This is a genomic window from Comamonas sp. JNW, from assembly GCF_003105075.1.
In the GTDB taxonomy this organism is placed as follows: Bacteria; Pseudomonadota; Gammaproteobacteria; order Burkholderiales; family Burkholderiaceae_C; genus Comamonas; species Comamonas squillarum.
In genome coordinates this window covers 1-15580 of sequence record NZ_QETI01000022.1, presented here as the reverse complement: position 1 = coordinate 15580, position 15580 = coordinate 1, and the positions used below count along the sequence as shown (strand labels likewise).

Below are 15580 nucleotides of genomic sequence, written 5' to 3'. Positions count from 1 at the left end.
CGGCGGCCTGCGCGCTCCACCCCCGCAGGCAGCCATCGATAACGACACAAGGAGACAGCTATGTTAAACCCTCGCTTTGGCCGCCGGCAGGCGCTGGCGCTGTGTGCGGCGCTGCTCGCGGGCACCGCCAGCCCGGCGCTGCAGGCCCAGGACTTTCCCAGCAAGCCCATCAAATTCATCGTGCCCTTTGGGCCGGGCAGCGGCACCGATACGTCGGCGCGCTACTACGCCAAAAAGTTGCAGCAGCTCAGCGGCCAGCCGGTGGTGGTGGAGAACCGGCCCGGCGGCAATGGCTTTATTGCGGTCAAGCAGGCCTTGTCTGCTCCGGCCGATGGCTACACCGTCTTTATTGGCAGCAACTCCACCTTGGCGGTGAACACGGCGCTGTTCAAGGAGCTGCCCTATGACCCGCAAAAGGACTTTGCGCCGCTGACGATGATGATGCGCGCCCCGGCCATCGTCGTGGCGCCGGGGGATGCCGATACCAGGCAGCTCAAGGATCTGGTGGCCAAGGCCCAGTCCAACCCGGGCAAGATCAACTTTGGTGCGGGCTCGGCCGGCTACCAACTGATGGGTGAGCTGTTCAACGATGTGGCCAAGGTGCAGACCGTGCATGTGCCCTTCAAGGGCGCGGGCGAAGTGGCCACCGCCGTGGCCGGCCACACGGTGGACTACGCCTTTGCCGAGGCCACCTCGGTGCAGGAGCTGATCAAGGCCGGGCGGCTGACGGGCCTGGCCGTCGCCTCCGACAGCCGCGTGGCCGCCCTGCCCAACGTGCCCACCGCCCGCGAAGCGGGCCTGCCCGGCATCGAGGCCTACACCGGGGTGGGCGCGATGGTCAACAGCAAGACGCCGGCGGACACCAGCGCCAAGCTGGCGGGCTGGTTCATGCATATTGCGGCCGAGCCTGAAACCCAGCAGTTTTATGCCAACCTGGGCGCCACGGCGATGAGCGGCGGCCCGGCGCAGATGCGCCAGTTCCAGGCCGATGAGATTGCGCTGTGGAAGCGCATTGCGACCCAGGCCAAGATTGAGCTGCAGTAAGGCTGCAGGCCCGCCTGGTTCAAAGCGATCCAGCGCGCGGCCCGCGCACCCGTACACCCGGCTGCTCAGCGGCTGGTGCTGGTCGTCAGCCTCCCAGGGTCCAGGTCTTCCTTGCGGGCTGGCGCGTGGCAGCAGCTGTCAAAAAGAGGCGTTCAGAAAAAAGAGCCGCTCCCCAACGAAGGGGAGCGGCTCTTTGATCGATCAGCCAGCTTGGCCAGACCAGCCCGGTAAAGCCAGCTTTAGGCGGGAACGGCGGTAGCTTTAGGCCAAGGTCACGCGGGCAAACTTGCGCTTGCCCACTTGCACGACAAAGGTGCCGGCAGGCAGCTTCAGGCCCTTGTCTTCGATCACCACGCCATCCACACGCACACCGCCGCCGTCGATCAGGCGGTTGGCTTCGCTGGTCGATGGTGCCAGGTTGGCCTGCTTGAGCAGCGCGCCAATGCCCAGCGGCGCGCCGCTGAGCGCCACTTCGGGGATGTCGTCCGGAATTCCGCCCTTGCTGCGGTTGATGAAATCCTGCTCGGCCGCATCGGCTGCAGCCGCGCTGTGGAAGCGCGCAGTGATTTCCTTGGCCAGCAGCACCTTGGCGTCCTTGGGGTTGCGGCCGCCTTCGATCTCCAACTTGAGCGCGGCGATTTCGGGCAGGCCCATGAAGGACAGCAACGTGAACCAGTCCCACATCAGGTCGTCCGAGATCGACAGCACCTTGGCAAACATGGTGTTGGCGTCTTCGGTGATGCCGATGTAGTTGTTCTTGGACTTGGACATCTTGTGCACGCCGTCCAGGCCCACCAAAAGCGGCATGGTGAGCACGCACTGCGATTCCTGGCCATATTCGGCCTGCAGGTGGCGGCCCATCATCAGGTTGAACTTCTGGTCGGTGCCGCCCAGCTCCAGGTCGCTCTTGAGCGCCACCGAGTCATAGCCCTGCAGCAGCGGGTAGAGGAACTCGTGCAGGCTGATGGAGCTGCCTTCGTTGAAACGGGTGTGGAAGTCGTTGCGCTCCATCATGCGCGCGACGGTGTACTTGGCCGACAGCTCGATCATGCCGCGCGCGCCCAGCTTGTCGCACCACTCGCTGTTGTAGCGCAGCTCGGTCTTGCTCGGGTCGAGCACCTTGTAGGCCTGCTCGCGGTAGGTCTCAGCGTTCACCTGGATCTGCGCAGCCGTCAGCGGCGGCCGGGTGCTGTTGCGGCCCGAGGGGTCGCCAATCAGGGTGGTGAAATCGCCGATCAGGAAGATCACGGTATGGCCCAGGTCCTGCAACTGGCGCATCTTGTTGAGCACCACGGTGTGGCCAATGTGGATGTCCGGGGCCGTGGGATCCAGGCCCAGCTTGATGCGCAGGGGCACACCCGTCGCCTCGGATTTGGCCAGTTTTTTGACCCATTCCTCCTGTGGCAGCAGCTCATCCACCCCACGCAGACTTACCTGCAAAGCCTCTTGCACACGGTCGGTAACAGGGTAAGTTGTAACAGTCGATTGATTCATATGGGGTTTCTCAGGTTGCCAGCAAAGCCGAGGGCGTTATACTGCGTCCCTTGCGTTGCAGCGTTTTATTCTAGCCGCGTCTGTCAGACGATGTCCCAAGGGGACTTCATCCAGACCCGCGAACGCTGTTCATGAATTTTTTTGTGCCATCTTGTTAAAAAACACCTTACCGCGCCTGCAGACGCGGTTTGTTTTGGCTCCGACTACGCAGCCGGCAAGACGGCCATCCATAACCGGGATGGAACATTGAACAACGGATTCATCACCGCTGGCAGCCTCGTCATTCGCCAGCTGGTCAATACCGCCCAAACACACCCCAAGCGTCTCGCTGCTGCCCTCGCCGTCATGTTGATGACCGGTGGCGGCGCCGCTTTTGCCGTGGCTGAGCTGGGCCCCAATCCGTCCGACATGCCTGTGCAGACCGTGGAATACCCCGTCGAGTCGCTGGCTTCGGACATTTCGATCGCAGACCTGGTCGACGGACCAGGTTTTTCTTTGTACCGCACCGACGAGGTGCGCAGCAACGACACGCCCGAATCCCTGCTGCGCCGCCTGGGCGTGGCGGACCCGGCTGCAGCGGCCTTCATCCGCAGCAATGCCAAGGCGCGCAGCGCCATCATTGGCAAGGCTGGCCGCCAGATCACCGCCGAGACCACCCAAAGCCATGAGCTGACCACCCTCACGGTACGCTGGGCGGGCGAGAGCAGCGATGTGTTCCAGCGCTTTAGCATCCGCAAGGCCGATGGCAAGTTCGACACCCTGACCGAATTCCTGCCGCTGACCCATGGCACGCGCCTGTCGGGCGGCATCATCCGCAGCTCGCTGTACGCGGCCACCGATGCGGCCAGCCTGCCCGACAACGTCTCGAACCAGATGGTCGAGGTGTTTGCCGACAAGATCGATTTTCGCCGTGCGCTGCGCGCCGGTGACCGCTTCTCGCTGGTCTACGAAACGCTAGAAGCCGATGGCGAGGTGCTGGGCACCGGGCGCCTGCTGAGCGCCGAGTTCCGCAACAATGGCAAAACCCATGAGGCGCTGTGGTTCCAGGACTCGCCCAAGGACAAGGGCGCCTATTACAACTTCGCCGGTGAAAGCGGTGAGCGCAGCTACATCAGCTCGCCGGTCAAGTACACCCGCGTCTCCAGCGCCTTTGCCATGCGCGTGCACCCCATCCACAAGACCTGGTCGGCCCACAAGGGCACCGACCTGGCGGCCCCGCAAGGCACGCCCGTGCGCACCGTGGGCGATGGCCTGGTCACCTTTGCCGGCGTGCAAAACGGCTACGGCAATGTGATCTACATCGACCACGGCAACAAGCACGAAACCGTCTACGCCCATTTGAGCCGCATCGCCGTCAAGCAAGGCGCGCGCGTGGGCAAGGGCGACGAGATCGGTGCCGTCGGCCAGACCGGCTGGGCCACCGGCCCGCACCTGCACTTTGAATTCCGCGTCGCTGGCGAGCAGCGTGACCCGCTGGCCATGGTCGCCGAGAGCGAAACCAGCAAACCGATCAGCCGCCAGGCCCGCGCCAAGTTTGACAACCTGGCCAACAGCATGCGCCTGGCGCTGAACGACCAGATGCTGATGCTCGAGACCAGCGCCAACCAGTAAGCTGCTACGCCCGTCCGCCGGTAAGCAGCACGTAACAACTGCTGCCACCGCCCCCAGGCCCCCACAATCTTGGTATTGTTGGGGCCTTTGCTTTTGCAACCTTGAAGACAATGACTGAACGCTTTATGGGCCTGATGTCCGGCACCTCGCTGGACGGGGTGGATGGGGTGATTGCCCAGTGGCAGGACGGCCGCATGGAGGTGCTGCAGTACGCCAGCACCGGCTTTGCCCCCGAGCTGCGGGCCGAGCTGCTGGCGCTCAACAGCGCTGGCGAGCAGGAGCTGCACCGCGCAGCACTCGCGGGCAACGCGCTGGCACGCAGCTATGCGCAGGTGGTCGATCGGCTGCTGGCGCGCAGTGGCTTGCAGCCGAGCGACATCACGGCCATTGGCGCCCACGGCCAGACCGTGCGCCACCAGCCCGGCCTCTGGGATGGCACTGGCTATACCTTGCAGCTCAACAACCCTGCGCTGCTGGCCGAGCTGAGCGGCATTGCCGTGGTGGCCGATTTCCGCAGCCGCGATGTGGCCGCTGGCGGCCAGGGCGCGCCGCTGGTGCCCGCCTTTCACCACAGCGTGTTTGGCGGTGGCGACGCGGCAGGCGGTCTGCGCTGGGTGCTCAATATCGGCGGCATCTCCAACATCAGCCGCCTCGACGGCGATGACATCCGCGGCTGGGACTGCGGCCCGGGCAATGCGCTGATGGACCACTGGTGCCAGCTGAACACCGGCAATCCCTATGACGATGGCGGCCACTGGGCGGCCAGCGGCCAGGTGATTCCAGATTTGCTAGCAGCCTTCATGGAAGAGCCTTTTTTCCAGCTGCCACCGCCCAAGAGCACGGGGCGCGATCTGTTCAACCCCGCCTGGCTGGCCCCGTTGCTCGAGCGCCATGCGCCAGGCGCCGCGCCTGCCGATGTGCAGGCCAGCCTGACCGCCTTCACCGCGCTGGCGATTGCGCAGGACATGCAGCGCCATGGCGCAGCCGAGGGCCAGACCTTGATCGTCTGCGGCGGCGGCGCGCTCAACCAGCAGCTGCTGCAACGCCTGGCCGATCTGCTGCCCGGCATCGCGGTGGACAGTTCGGCCGCACATGGCCTGCCCCCGCAGCAGGTCGAGGCCAGCGCCTTTGCCTGGCTGGCCCGCCAATGCTGGCAGCGCCTGCCGGGCAATCTGCCGGCGGTGACCGGTGCACGCGGGCCCCGGGTGCTGGGCGCAATCTACCCGCGCTAGCGGTTAGGCATCCCCGCCATCGGGCGCCGGCTTGACCGGCTCATCCTTGTCGAGCTGGCTGAACACCAAGGTAGCGGCCAAGGTCATCAAAGCCACGGTCAAAAAGGTGGCGTGGATGGCGCGCAGCGACTTGTCCGGGTCGGTTATCCAGCGGTCGGCATAGCCCGACAGCAGCGCGCCGGCCAAGGCCACACCAATGCCCATGGCCAGCATCTGCACCATCGACAAGAGGCTGTTGCCGCTGCTGGCAAATTCGCCGTCCAGGTCTTTCAAGGTGACCGAGTTCATCGCCGAGAACTGCATGGAGTTGAAGCCGCCAAATACAAACAGCTGCAGCAGCAGCAACCAGGGCGGCTGCTGGGCGCTGGTCAATGCAAAGCTCGCCAGCATGAAGGCGACCATCACCGAGTTGACCTGCAGCACGCGGCGGTAACCAAAGTGCTGCACCGTCTGCACCGCAAAGCGCTTGACCAGCATGCTGCCCATGACGGTGGCCAGCATCATCATGCCGGCGTTCATCGGTGCCATGCCCAGGCCCACCTGCAGCAGCAGCGGAATCAGAAACGGCGCAGCCCCCGTGCCAAAGCGGGCAAACAGATTGCCCAGCAGGCCCACGCGCAGCGAGCGCACGCGGAACAGCATCGGCGGAAACAGCGGCTCGGGCACGCGCAGCGCATGCATCCAGTAGCTCGCCAGGCTGGCCAGGCCAAACACCATCAGCACCACCACCATCGCCATGCCCAGGCCCATGCCGGACATGCCATCGAGGGCCACCGAAATGGCCACCATGCCAAACGACAGCAGCGCATAGCCCAGGCCATCGAACTTGCGCGGCACCGACCAGGTGGTCTCGGGCATCCAGCGGCGCGCGGCCCAGACGCCAAAGAGGCCCACGGGCACATTGATCCAGAAGATCCAGTTCCAGGTCGCGACCTCCACCAGCCAGCCGCCCAGGGTCGGGCCCAGCAAGGGGCCGATCTGGCCAGGAATCGCGATAAAGCTCATCGCGCGGATGAAATCGCCCTTGGGGTGGCTGCGCAGCACCGCCAGGCGCCCCACGGGCAGCATCATCGCCCCACCCACGCCTTGCACCACGCGCGCGGCAATCAAAAAGCCCAGGCTGGGCGAGAGCGCGCACAGCACCGAGCCCAGTACAAACAGCGCAATCGCCCACATGAAGACGCGGCGCGTGCCAAAGCGGTCGGCGATCCAGCCCGATGCAGGAATCAGCATCGCCGTGGTCAGCGAGTAGGCGACGATCACCGACTGCATCTTCAGCGGGCTTTGGCCCAGCGAATGGGCCATGGCCGGCAGCGCAATGTTCAGGATCGTGGCGTCGAGCGACTGCAGAAAAAAGGCAATCGCCACCAGCCAGAGCAGGCGCTCCTTGTGGGGCGCAACGGGGCGGGGGGTCAGTTCAGCGGACATGGACAAAACAAAAGCCGCTGGTCAACAGCGGCTTGTGGCAAGGTGGTGGACCAGAAGGCAAGCACAGGAGCAATGCCTTCCATCACAGACTGCGCGGCTTATACCGAGAAGCTCGATCCGCAACCGCAGGTGGTCGTGGCGTTCGGGTTCTTGATCACGAACTGCGCGCCCTGCAGGTCTTCCTTGTAATCGATCTCGGCGCCCAGCAGGTACTGGTAGCTCATCGCATCGATCAGCAGCGACACGCCATTCTTGGTCATGGTCGTGTCGTCGTCGTTGGCAATCTCGTCAAAGGTAAAGCCATACTGGAAGCCCGAGCAGCCGCCGCCTTGCACGAACACGCGCAGCTTCAGATCCGGATTGCCTTCTTCGGCAATCAGATCGGCCACCTTCGCCGCTGCACTGTCGGTAAAGACAATCGGGGTGGGCATTTCCGTCATGGTGTTTTCAGCAACTTCGCTCATGGGAGACGACTCCTGTCTTATTTGATGTACTGCAAAGGATGGTACTCCAATCGCATGTTTCTCGCAGCCTGCGAGCGGGGTGACGCCAATTGCAGTGTGGGAATAGCCAAGCCGTAGCGAGCAGCCATAAAAAAACCGCCCCGAGGGGCGGTTCTTGGCAAGTAGCCAGCAATTAACGCTTGGAGAACTGCTTTGCGCGGCGTGCAGAGTGCAGACCGACCTTCTTACGCTCGACTTCACGTGCGTCACGGGTCACGAAGCCAGCTTGGCTCAGTTGCGACTTCAGTGCTGCATCGTAATCGATCAGAGCGCGGGTGATGCCGTGGCGGGTGGCACCGGCTTGGCCGGATTCACCGCCGCCGTGCACGTTGACCTGGATGTCGAAGGTTTCGACATTGCCGGTCAGCACCAGAGGCTGCTTTGCAATCATGATCGAGGTTTCGCGGCCGAAGTATTGTTGAATGTCCTTGCCATTCACAACAATCTTGCCGGAGCCCTTCTTCAGAAACACACGGGCGACGCTGGATTTGCGACGGCCGGTGCCATTGTTCCAATCACCAATCATCTCGGGACTCCTTAGATTTCCAGCACTTTAGGCTGTTGGGCGGTGTGAGGATGCTCATCACCACCGTAGACCTTCAGCTTCTTGATCATGGCGTAGCCCAGAGGACCCTTGGGCAGCATGCCCTTGACAGCCTTTTCGAGAGCACGGCCAGGGAACTTCACTTGCATGTCGCGGAAGTTGGTGGCAGTGATGCCGCCTGGGAAGCCCGAATGACGGTAGTACACCTTGTCCGTGTTCTTGGTACCAGTGACCTTGATCTTGGAGGCGTTGATGATGACGATGTAGTCACCGGTGTCAACGTGAGGTGTGTAAATGGCTTTGTGTTTGCCGCGCAGACGGAGTGCCACTTCGCTGGCGACACGTCCGAGCACCTTATCGGTGGCGTCAATCACAAACCACTCGTGTTGCACCTCAGCGGGTTTTGCGCTGAATGTAGACATGAGTTTTCTCTTTCAATAGAGGGTTTGGCGAATCCTTTTCCGCGGTCGGTGCTTCTTCTAGACGCAACTCTCGTCACGCAGGAAGCCTCTTAGGCGGTACTCCCTCACATGCGGCGCGTAAGCACTGCACACAAAGTCCTCGCCGCGGGATTCATAAAAATCGCTGCGAAGCTCTCCATTATAAAAGTTTTTCGGCAAGACGTAAAGTGCCTCCTTACTTCCCACCAATGGACTCGGTTCAGGCATTTTTTCGGTGTTTTTGGGGCTTGTAGCAGCTGCTGCATGCCCCTTTGGCGCCGTAGCACAGCGCTTGTCGCTACCATTGGCGCCCTATGTTCAGTTACCGCCACGCCTTCCATGCCGGCAATCACGCCGATGTGCTCAAGCACACCATCCTGATTGCCTCCCTGCAATACATGACGCAAAAAGAGGCGGCATTGGTTGCACTGGACACCCATGCCGGGGCGGGTCTGTACCGCCTGGACGGCGACTACGCCACCACCAGCGCCGAGGCCGACGAGGGCATTCGCCGCCTCGAAGGTGCCAAGGACCTGTGCCCCATGCTGCAGGACTATGTGGACATGGTCAAAGCCTTCAACACCAGCAACACCTACAAGGTCTACCCGGGCTCGCCCTTTATCGCGCAGCGCCTGCTGGGCGACCGCGACAAGCTCAAGCTGTTTGAGCTGCACCCCACCGACTGCCGCTCGCTGAGTGGCAATATCGCGCAGCTGAAGGCCGGCCGCCAGGTCCAGGTGCTGCTGGAAGACGGCTTTGAGGGCGTGAAGAAATTTCTGCCCCCGCCATCGCGCCGCGCCTTTTTGTTGTGCGACCCCAGCTACGAGATGAAGACCGACTACGGCCGTGTGCTCGACATGGTGGCCGACAGCATGCAGCGCTTTCCCACCGGCACCTATGCGGTCTGGTACCCGATCATTCCGCGCCAGGAAGCCCATGACCTGCCGCGCCGCCTCAAGACCCTGGCCAACAAGTTTGGCAAGAGCTGGCTCAATGCCGAGCTGACGGTCAAGAACAGCAAGATCACCACCGCCATGCGCCAGGGCGAAGAAAAGCGCCCCGGTCTGCCCGCCAGCGGCATGTTCCTGATCAACCCGCCGTTCACCCTGAAGGACCAGCTCAAGGTGGCCCTGCCCCAGATGGCCGAGCTGCTGCAGCAGGACAGCAATGCCGGCTATGTGCTGGAGAGCGGCGGCAAGTAAGCAGCGCAGGCGGGAAAGACACCGCCGCCCGGGTCAATCCCGGACAGAAAAACGCAGGCCGTCGACAAAGATGGGCCTGCGTTTTTGCTTTTGTGTGCTGCAGTTTTACTTTTTGCGCCGTGCTGCGGGTGCGGCTTTGGCAGGCTTGGCCCGGGCCTTGGTGGCGGGTACCACGGCCCGCACGCGGCCAGGGTGTGCCGCGGCCTTGGCCGCCTGGTGACTGCGGGGCGCGGCATCACCGGCCAGTGCCCCGCTGCCGCGCCGCCCGGCCAGCACAAACGAGGGGCAGTCGTCGTCATCGTCGTCCAGGGTCCAGAGCTCCACCGGCTTGATGCCCAGGCCCAGCATGCCCAGCTCCTGGGCTGCGCCCTGGCTCAGGTCGATGATGCGGTCGCCTGCATAAGGGCCCCGGTCATTGATGCGCACCACCACGGCCTTGCCGGTGACCATGCTGCGCACGCAGACCTGGGTGCCAAAAGGCAGGGTTTTGTGGGCTGCCGTCAGGCCTTCCTTGTCAAAGCGCTCGCCATTGGCCGTCTTGCGGCCATGGAACTGGCCGCCATACCAGGAGGCCATGCCTTGCTGGTCGGCCGAGCGGTAAGGGTCTTGCTTGAGGGCGGGAGGAATATCGGGCACATCCCAAGGGCGCGAGAGCCCATCGATGCTGCTGAGCGGCGCCGACGGCGGCAGCACCAGGCCCAGGCCACGGCGCTCACCGGACAGCGCGGCCAGCTCTTCAGGCGCGGTGGAGGTGATGGCCGACTCGGCGGCCGAGCGCTCGGGGGCTGTGAATGCGGCTTCGGGATGCACAGGGCCTTGCGCTGTGCTCTGCGTCACGCCATCGGGCGCCGTGCCATCGGGCGCAGCGCCGTCGCTGTCGCTGGGCACATGCACGCAGCCACCGGCGAGCGCGGCCAGGCTGACAGCGGCCAGCCAGCCTCGGCATCGCGATCGTGTGGATGAGGGCAACAGCAACTCCTGGTCTTTCCGCGTTCGGCACATTCGGGGCCACCGCGCTGCAAGACCACAGCGCTGTTGGCTACAGCCCCAGCCGGTCGCAGATCGCCAGTGTGGCTGCGCTTTGGTTCATGGTGTAGAAGTGCAGGCCGACGGCACCACGGCGGCGCAGGTCCTCGCACATCTGGGTCACCACATCCAGGCCAAAGGCGCGGATGCTGGCAACATCATCTCCATAGCCTTGCAGTCGCAGACGAATCCAGCGCGGGATCTCGGCACCGCAGGCATCCGAAAAGCGCATCAGCTGCGTCGATCCGGTGATCGGCATAATACCCGGGATGACCGGCAGGTCTACCCCGCGTTTTTGTAAATCTTCTTGAAATCTGCAAAAGGCATCGGCGTTGAAGAAGTACTGCGTGATGGCCGAATCGGCACCGGCTTTCACCTTGGCCAGAAAGGCCTGCAGGTCCGCTTCAGGGTTGCGCGCCTGCGGGTGCATCTCCGGGTAGGCGGCCACTTCGATGTGGAAATCCTGGCCGAATTCGTCGCGGATAAACGTCACCAGATCGCTGGCGTAGTGAAACTCGCCACCCAGGCCATAGCCACTGGGCAAGTCGCCGCGCAAGGCCACCAGGCGCTTGACGCCCATGTCCTTGAGCTGCTGCAGCTGCGCACGCACGGTCTGCTTGGTCGCGCCCACGCAGGAGAAGTGCGATGCCGCATCCACGCCCTCATCAAGGATGGCCTTGACCACGCCAAAGGTGCCCTCTTGCGTGGAGCCGCCGGCCCCATAGGTCACCGAGCAGAACTGGGGCTTGCGCGCATACAGCGCCTGGCGCACCACGCGCAGCTTGTCAGCGCCTTCGGGCGTCTTGGGCGGGAAAAATTCAAAACTGATGGGAAAGGTCATGGCCGTCTTCCAGGTCGTCAATACTCAGCGCTCGTTGCGTTTTTTCTGCTTGCTGCGTGCCGGGCCGGGCTGGCCAAAGCTGGCCGCTTCTGGGTCCACATACAGCTCCTGCAGATCACGCTTGGCACGCATATCGGCACGCGAGGGGCGCTTGGCAGCGGCCTTTTTCGCAGGCGCTGCCGGGGCATCCGCACCGGCATCGGCAGCTGCAGGCACGGGCGTCTTGACGACCGCGCCTTGCTGGGCATGCACAAAGAACTCATGGTTGCCGTCACCGCCATCGATGACCGAATCCAGCCATTGCTTGACCTCCAGGCCCAGCTCGGCGAGGCAGGCGCGGATGCGCTGTTCCACCTCGGCGTACAAGGCCTTGTCGCGCACAATGCCGCCCTTGCCTATCTGGCCGGGCTGCAGCTCGAACTGGGGCTTGACCAGCATCAGCAGCTGGCCGCCGGGCTTGAGCACGCTCACCACCGCTGGCAGCACGAGGGTCAGCGAGATAAAGGACAGATCGCCGGTGACAAAGTCAAACTCGGGGCGGATATCGACGTTCTCGGTGCCGGCGCGGCGGCGGCGCTCGACCGGAGCCGTGCCTTCTGCCTTGGCGCGCTGCTTGGCATTGCGCTCTGCCTTGAAGTCCTCGATCTCCTGCTCTTTGGCGTCCTGGCTGTCGTCGTATTCCTCATCGATCTGGCCGCCATTGCGCATCCAGGCATAAGGGGCCACCGGCTGGGTGTCGTTGTCCTCTTCTTCCAAGACGATCTCGGTCAAAGCCAGATCGCAGGCCGCCTGCAAGGACTCGGGCGTCAGCGCGCGGGCATTGAAGCCCTCGACACAGACCACGCGCGCATCGGCGCGCAGGCGCTCGTGCAGCTGGCCCGTGCCGACATCGACACCGATCACCTGCTGGGCACCGGCCTGCAGCAGGCAGTCGGTAAAGCCACCGGTGCTCTGGCCCACGTCCAGGCAGCGCAGGTCCCGGACCACCAGGCCGGTCGCCACCAGCGCGCCTTCGAGCTTCAAGCCGCCGCGCGAGATGTACTTGGCTTCCGAGTCATCGAGCAGCTCCACCTGGGCGCCTGCTGGAATCTCGTCCCCGTTCTTGGCCACCTTGATCCAGGGGGCCAGCGAGGTGGTGCGCCATTGCACACCCGCAGCAATCAGGCGCTGCGCCTGCGAGCGGGTCGACGCCAGGCCCGTTTCCACCAAAAACACATCTGCGCGCATGCGCGTTCCTTCAATCAAAACGACCGGCTGGCCCGCCCAAGCGGAGCAGCCCGTCTTCACAACAAATGCCCAACAGGGCTGCAGCGCCTAGCGGCACACAACGGTGTCACCAGGCGCTGGGATTACCGCTCAATTTAATAACGGTAGGTTTCAGGCTTGTAAGGGCCTTCCTTCTTCACGCCGATGTAGTCCGCTTGCGCCTGGGTCAGCTCGGTCAGCTGGGCGCCGACCTTCTTCAGGTGCAGGCGTGCGACCTTCTCGTCCAGCACTTTGGGCAGCACATAGACCTTGCCCACTTCGTAGGCGTCGGGGCGGGTGAACAGCTCGATCTGCGCCAGCGTCTGGTTGGCAAAGGAGTTGGACATCACAAAGCTGGGGTGGCCGGTGGCGCAACCCAGGTTCACCAGGCGGCCCTTGGCCAGCAGGATGATCTTCTTGCCATCGGGGAAGGTGATGTGGTCGACTTGCGGCTTGATCTCTTCCCACTCGTACTTTTCGATCGATGCGACATCGATTTCGTTGTCGAAGTGGCCGATGTTGCAGACGATGGCCTCGTCCTTCATCGCGACCATGTGCTCGTGGCGGATGATGTCCTTGTTGCCAGTGGTGGTCACGAAGATATCGCACTTGTCAGCGGCGTACTCCATGGTCACGACCTTGTAGCCTTCCATCGCCGCTTGCAGGGCATTGATCGGGTCGATCTCGGTCACCCAGACTTGCGCGCGCAGCGCAGTCAGCGCCTGGGCGCAGCCCTTGCCCACGTCACCGTAGCCAGCGACCACGGCCACTTTGCCGGCGATCATCACATCGGTGGCGCGCTTGATGCCGTCCACCAGCGATTCGCGGCAGCCGTAGAGGTTGTCGAACTTGGACTTGGTCACCGAGTCGTTGACGTTGATCGCGCGGAACAGCAGCGAGCCGTTGGCCGACATTTCGTTCAGGCGGTGCACGCCAGTAGTGGTCTCTTCGGTCACGCCCAGGATCTGGGCCGACTTGCGGCTGTACCAGGTCGGATCGACGGCCAGCTTGGCCTTGATCGCGGCAAACACGATCTTCTCTTCTTCGCTGCCGGGGTTGGCCAGCACGGAGATGTCCTTCTCGGCCTTCTTGCCCAGGTGCATCAGCATGGTGGCATCGCCGCCGTCGTCCAGGATCATGTTCGGGCCTTCGCCTTCGGTGCCCTTGGCGCCGAATTCAAAGATCGCGTGGGTGTAGTCCCAGTAGTCCTTGAGCGACTCGCCCTTGATCGCGTACACGGGCACGCCGGTCTCGGCGATGGCCGCTGCTGCGTGGTCCTGGGTCGAGAAGATGTTGCACGAGGCCCAGCGCACTTGGGCGCCCAGCGCCGTCAGCGTCTCGATCAGCACGGCGGTCTGGATGGTCATGTGCAGCGAGCCGGTGATGCGCGCGCCCTTCAAGGGCTGGGCAGCGGCGAACTCTTCACGCACGGCCATCAGGCCAGGCATTTCGGTTTCGGCGATCTTGATTTCCTTGCGGCCCCAAGCGGCCAGGGAAATATCGGTAATCGCGGAGTCAGCGGGATTGAAGCGAACAGCAGCGTTCATGGTTTTCTCCAAAAATTGAATGAAAAACCACGTTCCGCGGAAGAAGGGAAGAACCATCTCACCGCACAGAAAGCGTGGGTGAGCGTCGTTGCGAGATGAAATCCGAGCCTCACGCCCCATGGTGGTCTGGCGCCTGGCCAGACTGGGAAACGCTGCAACGCTCCTCGGATGGAACGCGATTATAAGGGCATCAGCCCTGTAACCCCACCAGGCGGTAGCCCACTTGCAGCTCGGTGAGCAGGTGCCGGGGCTGGGCCGGCTCGGCCTCGATCTTCTGGCGCAGGTTGGCCATGTGCACGCGCAGGTAGTGCGGCCGGTCCAGGTACTCCGGCCCCCAGACCTGCAGCAACAGCTGGCGATGCGTCAGCACCCGGCCCTGGCCGGCGATCAGCGCCGCGAGCAGCCGGAACTCGATCGGCGTCGAATGCACCGCCGTCCCGGCCTGGCGCACCTCGTGCGTTGCCAGGTCCACCTCCACATCGCCAAAGTGCACCGTACTGCCAGGCTGCTCGCCGCCACTGCGCTGGCTGCGGCGCAGCATCACGCGCAGGCGCGCCAGCAGCTCGGGCACGCCAAAGGGTTTGCTCAGGTAGTCGTCAGCGCCCGCATCGAGCGCCGCCACTTTCTCGTCCTCCTGGTCGCGGGCCGAGAGCACCAGCACCGGCAGGCCGCTCCAGCCGCGCAGCTCGGTGATCAGCGTCTTGCCATCGGCATCGGGCAGGCCCAGGTCCAGCACCAGCGCATCGGGCTGGCGGCTGGCCGCCTCAATCAGGCCACGCCTTGCGCTGTCGGCCTCAAAGACCTGCCAGCCTTCGTCCTCCATGGCCAGACGCACAAAGCGGCGGATATGCGGATCATCGTCCACCAAGAGGATGCGGGGGGCAGCAAGCGTCATGCGCCCGATTGTGACAAAAAACCGGGGTGGTTTGTGCCTGCTGGCCGGCAGCAAGCGGGCACTTCGCTACACTTCAGCACCCCGGCATTGCGACTGCGCTGCCGCCTGCTCCATGTTTGCCACCCCACCCTCCCCCCTTCCACAGACCCAAGGCTGGTGCCCTGGCGCCTGGCAGCCCATGGCTTCTGGCGATGGGCTGGTGGTGCGGGTGCGCCCACCGCTGGGCAGGCTGTCGGCCGGGCAGGCGCTACGCTTGGCCGAGCTGGCCAGCGAGCATGGCGCCGGCCTGCTGGAGCTGACCAGCCGCGCCAATATCCAGCTGCGCGGCGTCGCCCCTGCGGGGCATGGCGCGCTGCTGGCGGCCCTGGCCACCCAGGGCCTGCTCGATGGCGATGCCCGCCAGGAGCAGCTGCGCAAGGACCGACGTCTCCAGCGGTGCCAGCATCTTGAGCAGGTTGCCGGCATTGGCCCCCAAGCCTGTGGCCTGGCCTAGACTGGCCGAGGCCTGGTCTTGCTGGCCGCCAAAGA

At 63.8% G+C, this 15580-nt stretch carries 14 protein-coding genes, 2 pseudogenes and 1 riboswitch; of the genes and pseudogenes, 5 read left to right on the top strand and 11 right to left on the bottom strand.

Annotated features, from left to right (window positions below; all coding sequences use genetic code 11):
- Nucleotides 1-60: 60 nt before the first annotated feature.
- Nucleotides 61-1044 (top strand): tripartite tricarboxylate transporter substrate binding protein, encoded by a 984-nt coding sequence (locus tag DCO45_RS21480; protein ID WP_116927719.1) that lies wholly within the window; start codon nt 61-63, stop codon nt 1042-1044.
- A gap of 261 nt (nt 1045-1305) precedes the next feature.
- Here DCO45_RS21480 and tyrS read toward each other — a convergent pair whose 3' ends face one another.
- On the bottom strand, nt 1306-2538 hold the full coding sequence (tyrS, locus tag DCO45_RS21475; RefSeq protein ID WP_116927718.1) for a tyrosine--tRNA ligase: 1233 nt from the start codon (nt 2536-2538) through the stop codon (nt 1306-1308).
- Nucleotides 2539-2784: 246 nt separating this feature from the next.
- Between tyrS and DCO45_RS21470 the strand changes: the two genes are divergently transcribed.
- Together DCO45_RS21470 and DCO45_RS21465 are read left to right on the top strand one after the other, a co-directional pair.
- Entirely contained in the window at nt 2785-4149 is a 1365-nt protein-coding gene (locus tag DCO45_RS21470) for a M23 family metallopeptidase (RefSeq protein WP_116927717.1), read from the top strand.
- Between the two features lie 110 nt (nt 4150-4259).
- The gene (locus DCO45_RS21465) at nt 4260-5381 is read left to right on the top strand and encodes an anhydro-N-acetylmuramic acid kinase (RefSeq protein ID WP_116927716.1); all 1122 of its coding nucleotides are present in this window, start codon (nt 4260-4262) and stop codon (nt 5379-5381) included.
- Nucleotides 5382-5384: 3 nt separating this feature from the next.
- Here DCO45_RS21465 and mdtD read toward each other — a convergent pair whose 3' ends face one another.
- From mdtD to rplM, 4 genes are all read right to left on the bottom strand, one after another.
- Nucleotides 5385-6809: a multidrug transporter subunit MdtD gene (gene mdtD, locus DCO45_RS21460; protein ID WP_021026898.1), complete on the bottom strand. Its 1425-nt coding sequence runs from the start codon at nt 6807-6809 to the stop codon at nt 5385-5387.
- Between the two features lie 98 nt (nt 6810-6907).
- Nucleotides 6908-7273, bottom strand: a complete 366-nt coding sequence (erpA, locus tag DCO45_RS21455; RefSeq protein ID WP_021026899.1) for an iron-sulfur cluster insertion protein ErpA — start codon at nt 7271-7273, stop codon at nt 6908-6910.
- 172 nt (nt 7274-7445) lie between these two features.
- A complete protein-coding gene (gene rpsI, locus DCO45_RS21450; RefSeq protein WP_021026900.1) occupies nt 7446-7838 on the bottom strand; it encodes a 30S ribosomal protein S9 in 393 nt (130 codons plus the stop codon).
- An 11-nt stretch (nt 7839-7849) separates the two neighbouring features.
- Nucleotides 7850-8278 (bottom strand): 50S ribosomal protein L13, encoded by a 429-nt coding sequence (gene rplM, locus DCO45_RS21445; RefSeq protein ID WP_021026901.1) that lies wholly within the window; start codon nt 8276-8278, stop codon nt 7850-7852.
- Between the two features lie 332 nt (nt 8279-8610).
- Here rplM and rlmJ point away from each other — a divergent pair, with 332 nt between their 5' ends.
- Nucleotides 8611-9498 carry a 23S rRNA (adenine(2030)-N(6))-methyltransferase RlmJ gene (rlmJ, locus tag DCO45_RS21440; RefSeq protein WP_021026902.1) on the top strand — a complete coding sequence of 296 codons (888 nt, stop codon included), beginning with the start codon at nt 8611-8613 and terminating at the stop codon, nt 9496-9498.
- Between the two features lie 105 nt (nt 9499-9603).
- On the opposite strand, the gene DCO45_RS21435 is transcribed toward rlmJ, so the two are convergent.
- The 5 genes from DCO45_RS21435 to DCO45_RS21415 all read right to left on the bottom strand — a co-directional run bounded on the left by DCO45_RS21435 (nt 9604) and on the right by DCO45_RS21415 (nt 15052).
- Nucleotides 9604-10467: a septal ring lytic transglycosylase RlpA family protein gene (locus DCO45_RS21435; protein WP_232539523.1), complete on the bottom strand. Its 864-nt coding sequence runs from the start codon at nt 10465-10467 to the stop codon at nt 9604-9606.
- Nucleotides 10468-10537: 70 nt separating this feature from the next.
- A complete protein-coding gene (gene metF / locus DCO45_RS21430) occupies nt 10538-11365 on the bottom strand; it encodes a methylenetetrahydrofolate reductase [NAD(P)H] (protein WP_021026904.1) in 828 nt (275 codons plus the stop codon).
- 24 nt (nt 11366-11389) lie between these two features.
- Nucleotides 11390-12592, bottom strand: coding sequence for a TlyA family RNA methyltransferase (locus tag DCO45_RS21425; RefSeq protein ID WP_116927714.1), 1203 nt, complete (start codon nt 12590-12592; stop codon nt 11390-11392).
- A 134-nt stretch (nt 12593-12726) separates the two neighbouring features.
- Complete coding sequence (gene ahcY, locus DCO45_RS21420; protein ID WP_116927713.1) at nt 12727-14157, bottom strand: adenosylhomocysteinase; 1431 nt, start codon at nt 14155-14157, stop codon at nt 12727-12729.
- A gap of 73 nt (nt 14158-14230) precedes the next feature.
- A riboswitch (S-adenosyl-L-homocysteine riboswitch) is annotated at nt 14231-14329 on the bottom strand.
- Nucleotides 14330-14347: 18 nt separating this feature from the next.
- Nucleotides 14348-15052: a response regulator gene (locus DCO45_RS21415; protein WP_116927712.1), complete on the bottom strand. Its 705-nt coding sequence runs from the start codon at nt 15050-15052 to the stop codon at nt 14348-14350.
- On the opposite strand from DCO45_RS21415, the pseudogene DCO45_RS23400 reads away from it, so the two are divergent.
- Nucleotides 14979-15362, top strand: a pseudogene (locus DCO45_RS23400) (hypothetical protein); the annotation flags it as partial. The gene DCO45_RS21415 and the pseudogene DCO45_RS23400 sit on opposite strands and share 74 nt — an antisense overlap.
- Here the strand turns inward: DCO45_RS23400 and DCO45_RS23285 are convergent.
- Nucleotides 15300-15580 (bottom strand): annotated as a pseudogene (locus DCO45_RS23285) (DUF937 domain-containing protein); the annotation flags it as partial. The pseudogenes DCO45_RS23400 and DCO45_RS23285 overlap by 63 nt on opposite strands.

Excerpts from the sequence above, each read along its gene's own strand:
- rpsI (WP_021026900.1), bottom strand. The coding sequence starts at position 7,838 with ATGATTGGTGATTGGAACAATGGCACCGGCCGTCGCAAATCCAGCGTC.
- ahcY (WP_116927713.1), bottom strand. The coding sequence starts at position 14,157 with ATGAACGCTGCTGTTCGCTTCAATCCCGCTGACTCCGCGATTACCGAT.
- erpA (WP_021026899.1), bottom strand. The coding sequence starts at position 7,273 with ATGAGCGAAGTTGCTGAAAACACCATGACGGAAATGCCCACCCCGATT.
- DCO45_RS21465 (WP_116927716.1), top strand. The coding sequence starts at position 4,260 with ATGACTGAACGCTTTATGGGCCTGATGTCCGGCACCTCGCTGGACGGG.
- DCO45_RS21425 (WP_116927714.1), bottom strand. The coding sequence starts at position 12,592 with ATGCGCGCAGATGTGTTTTTGGTGGAAACGGGCCTGGCGTCGACCCGC.
- rplM (WP_021026901.1), bottom strand. The coding sequence starts at position 8,278 with ATGTCTACATTCAGCGCAAAACCCGCTGAGGTGCAACACGAGTGGTTT.
- rlmJ (WP_021026902.1), top strand. The coding sequence starts at position 8,611 with ATGTTCAGTTACCGCCACGCCTTCCATGCCGGCAATCACGCCGATGTG.
- DCO45_RS21480 (WP_116927719.1), top strand. The coding sequence starts at position 61 with ATGTTAAACCCTCGCTTTGGCCGCCGGCAGGCGCTGGCGCTGTGTGCG.
- DCO45_RS21415 (WP_116927712.1), bottom strand. The coding sequence starts at position 15,052 with ATGACGCTTGCTGCCCCCCGCATCCTCTTGGTGGACGATGATCCGCAT.
- tyrS (WP_116927718.1), bottom strand. The coding sequence starts at position 2,538 with ATGAATCAATCGACTGTTACAACTTACCCTGTTACCGACCGTGTGCAA.
- metF (WP_021026904.1), bottom strand. The coding sequence starts at position 11,365 with ATGACCTTTCCCATCAGTTTTGAATTTTTCCCGCCCAAGACGCCCGAA.
- mdtD (WP_021026898.1), bottom strand. The coding sequence starts at position 6,809 with ATGTCCGCTGAACTGACCCCCCGCCCCGTTGCGCCCCACAAGGAGCGC.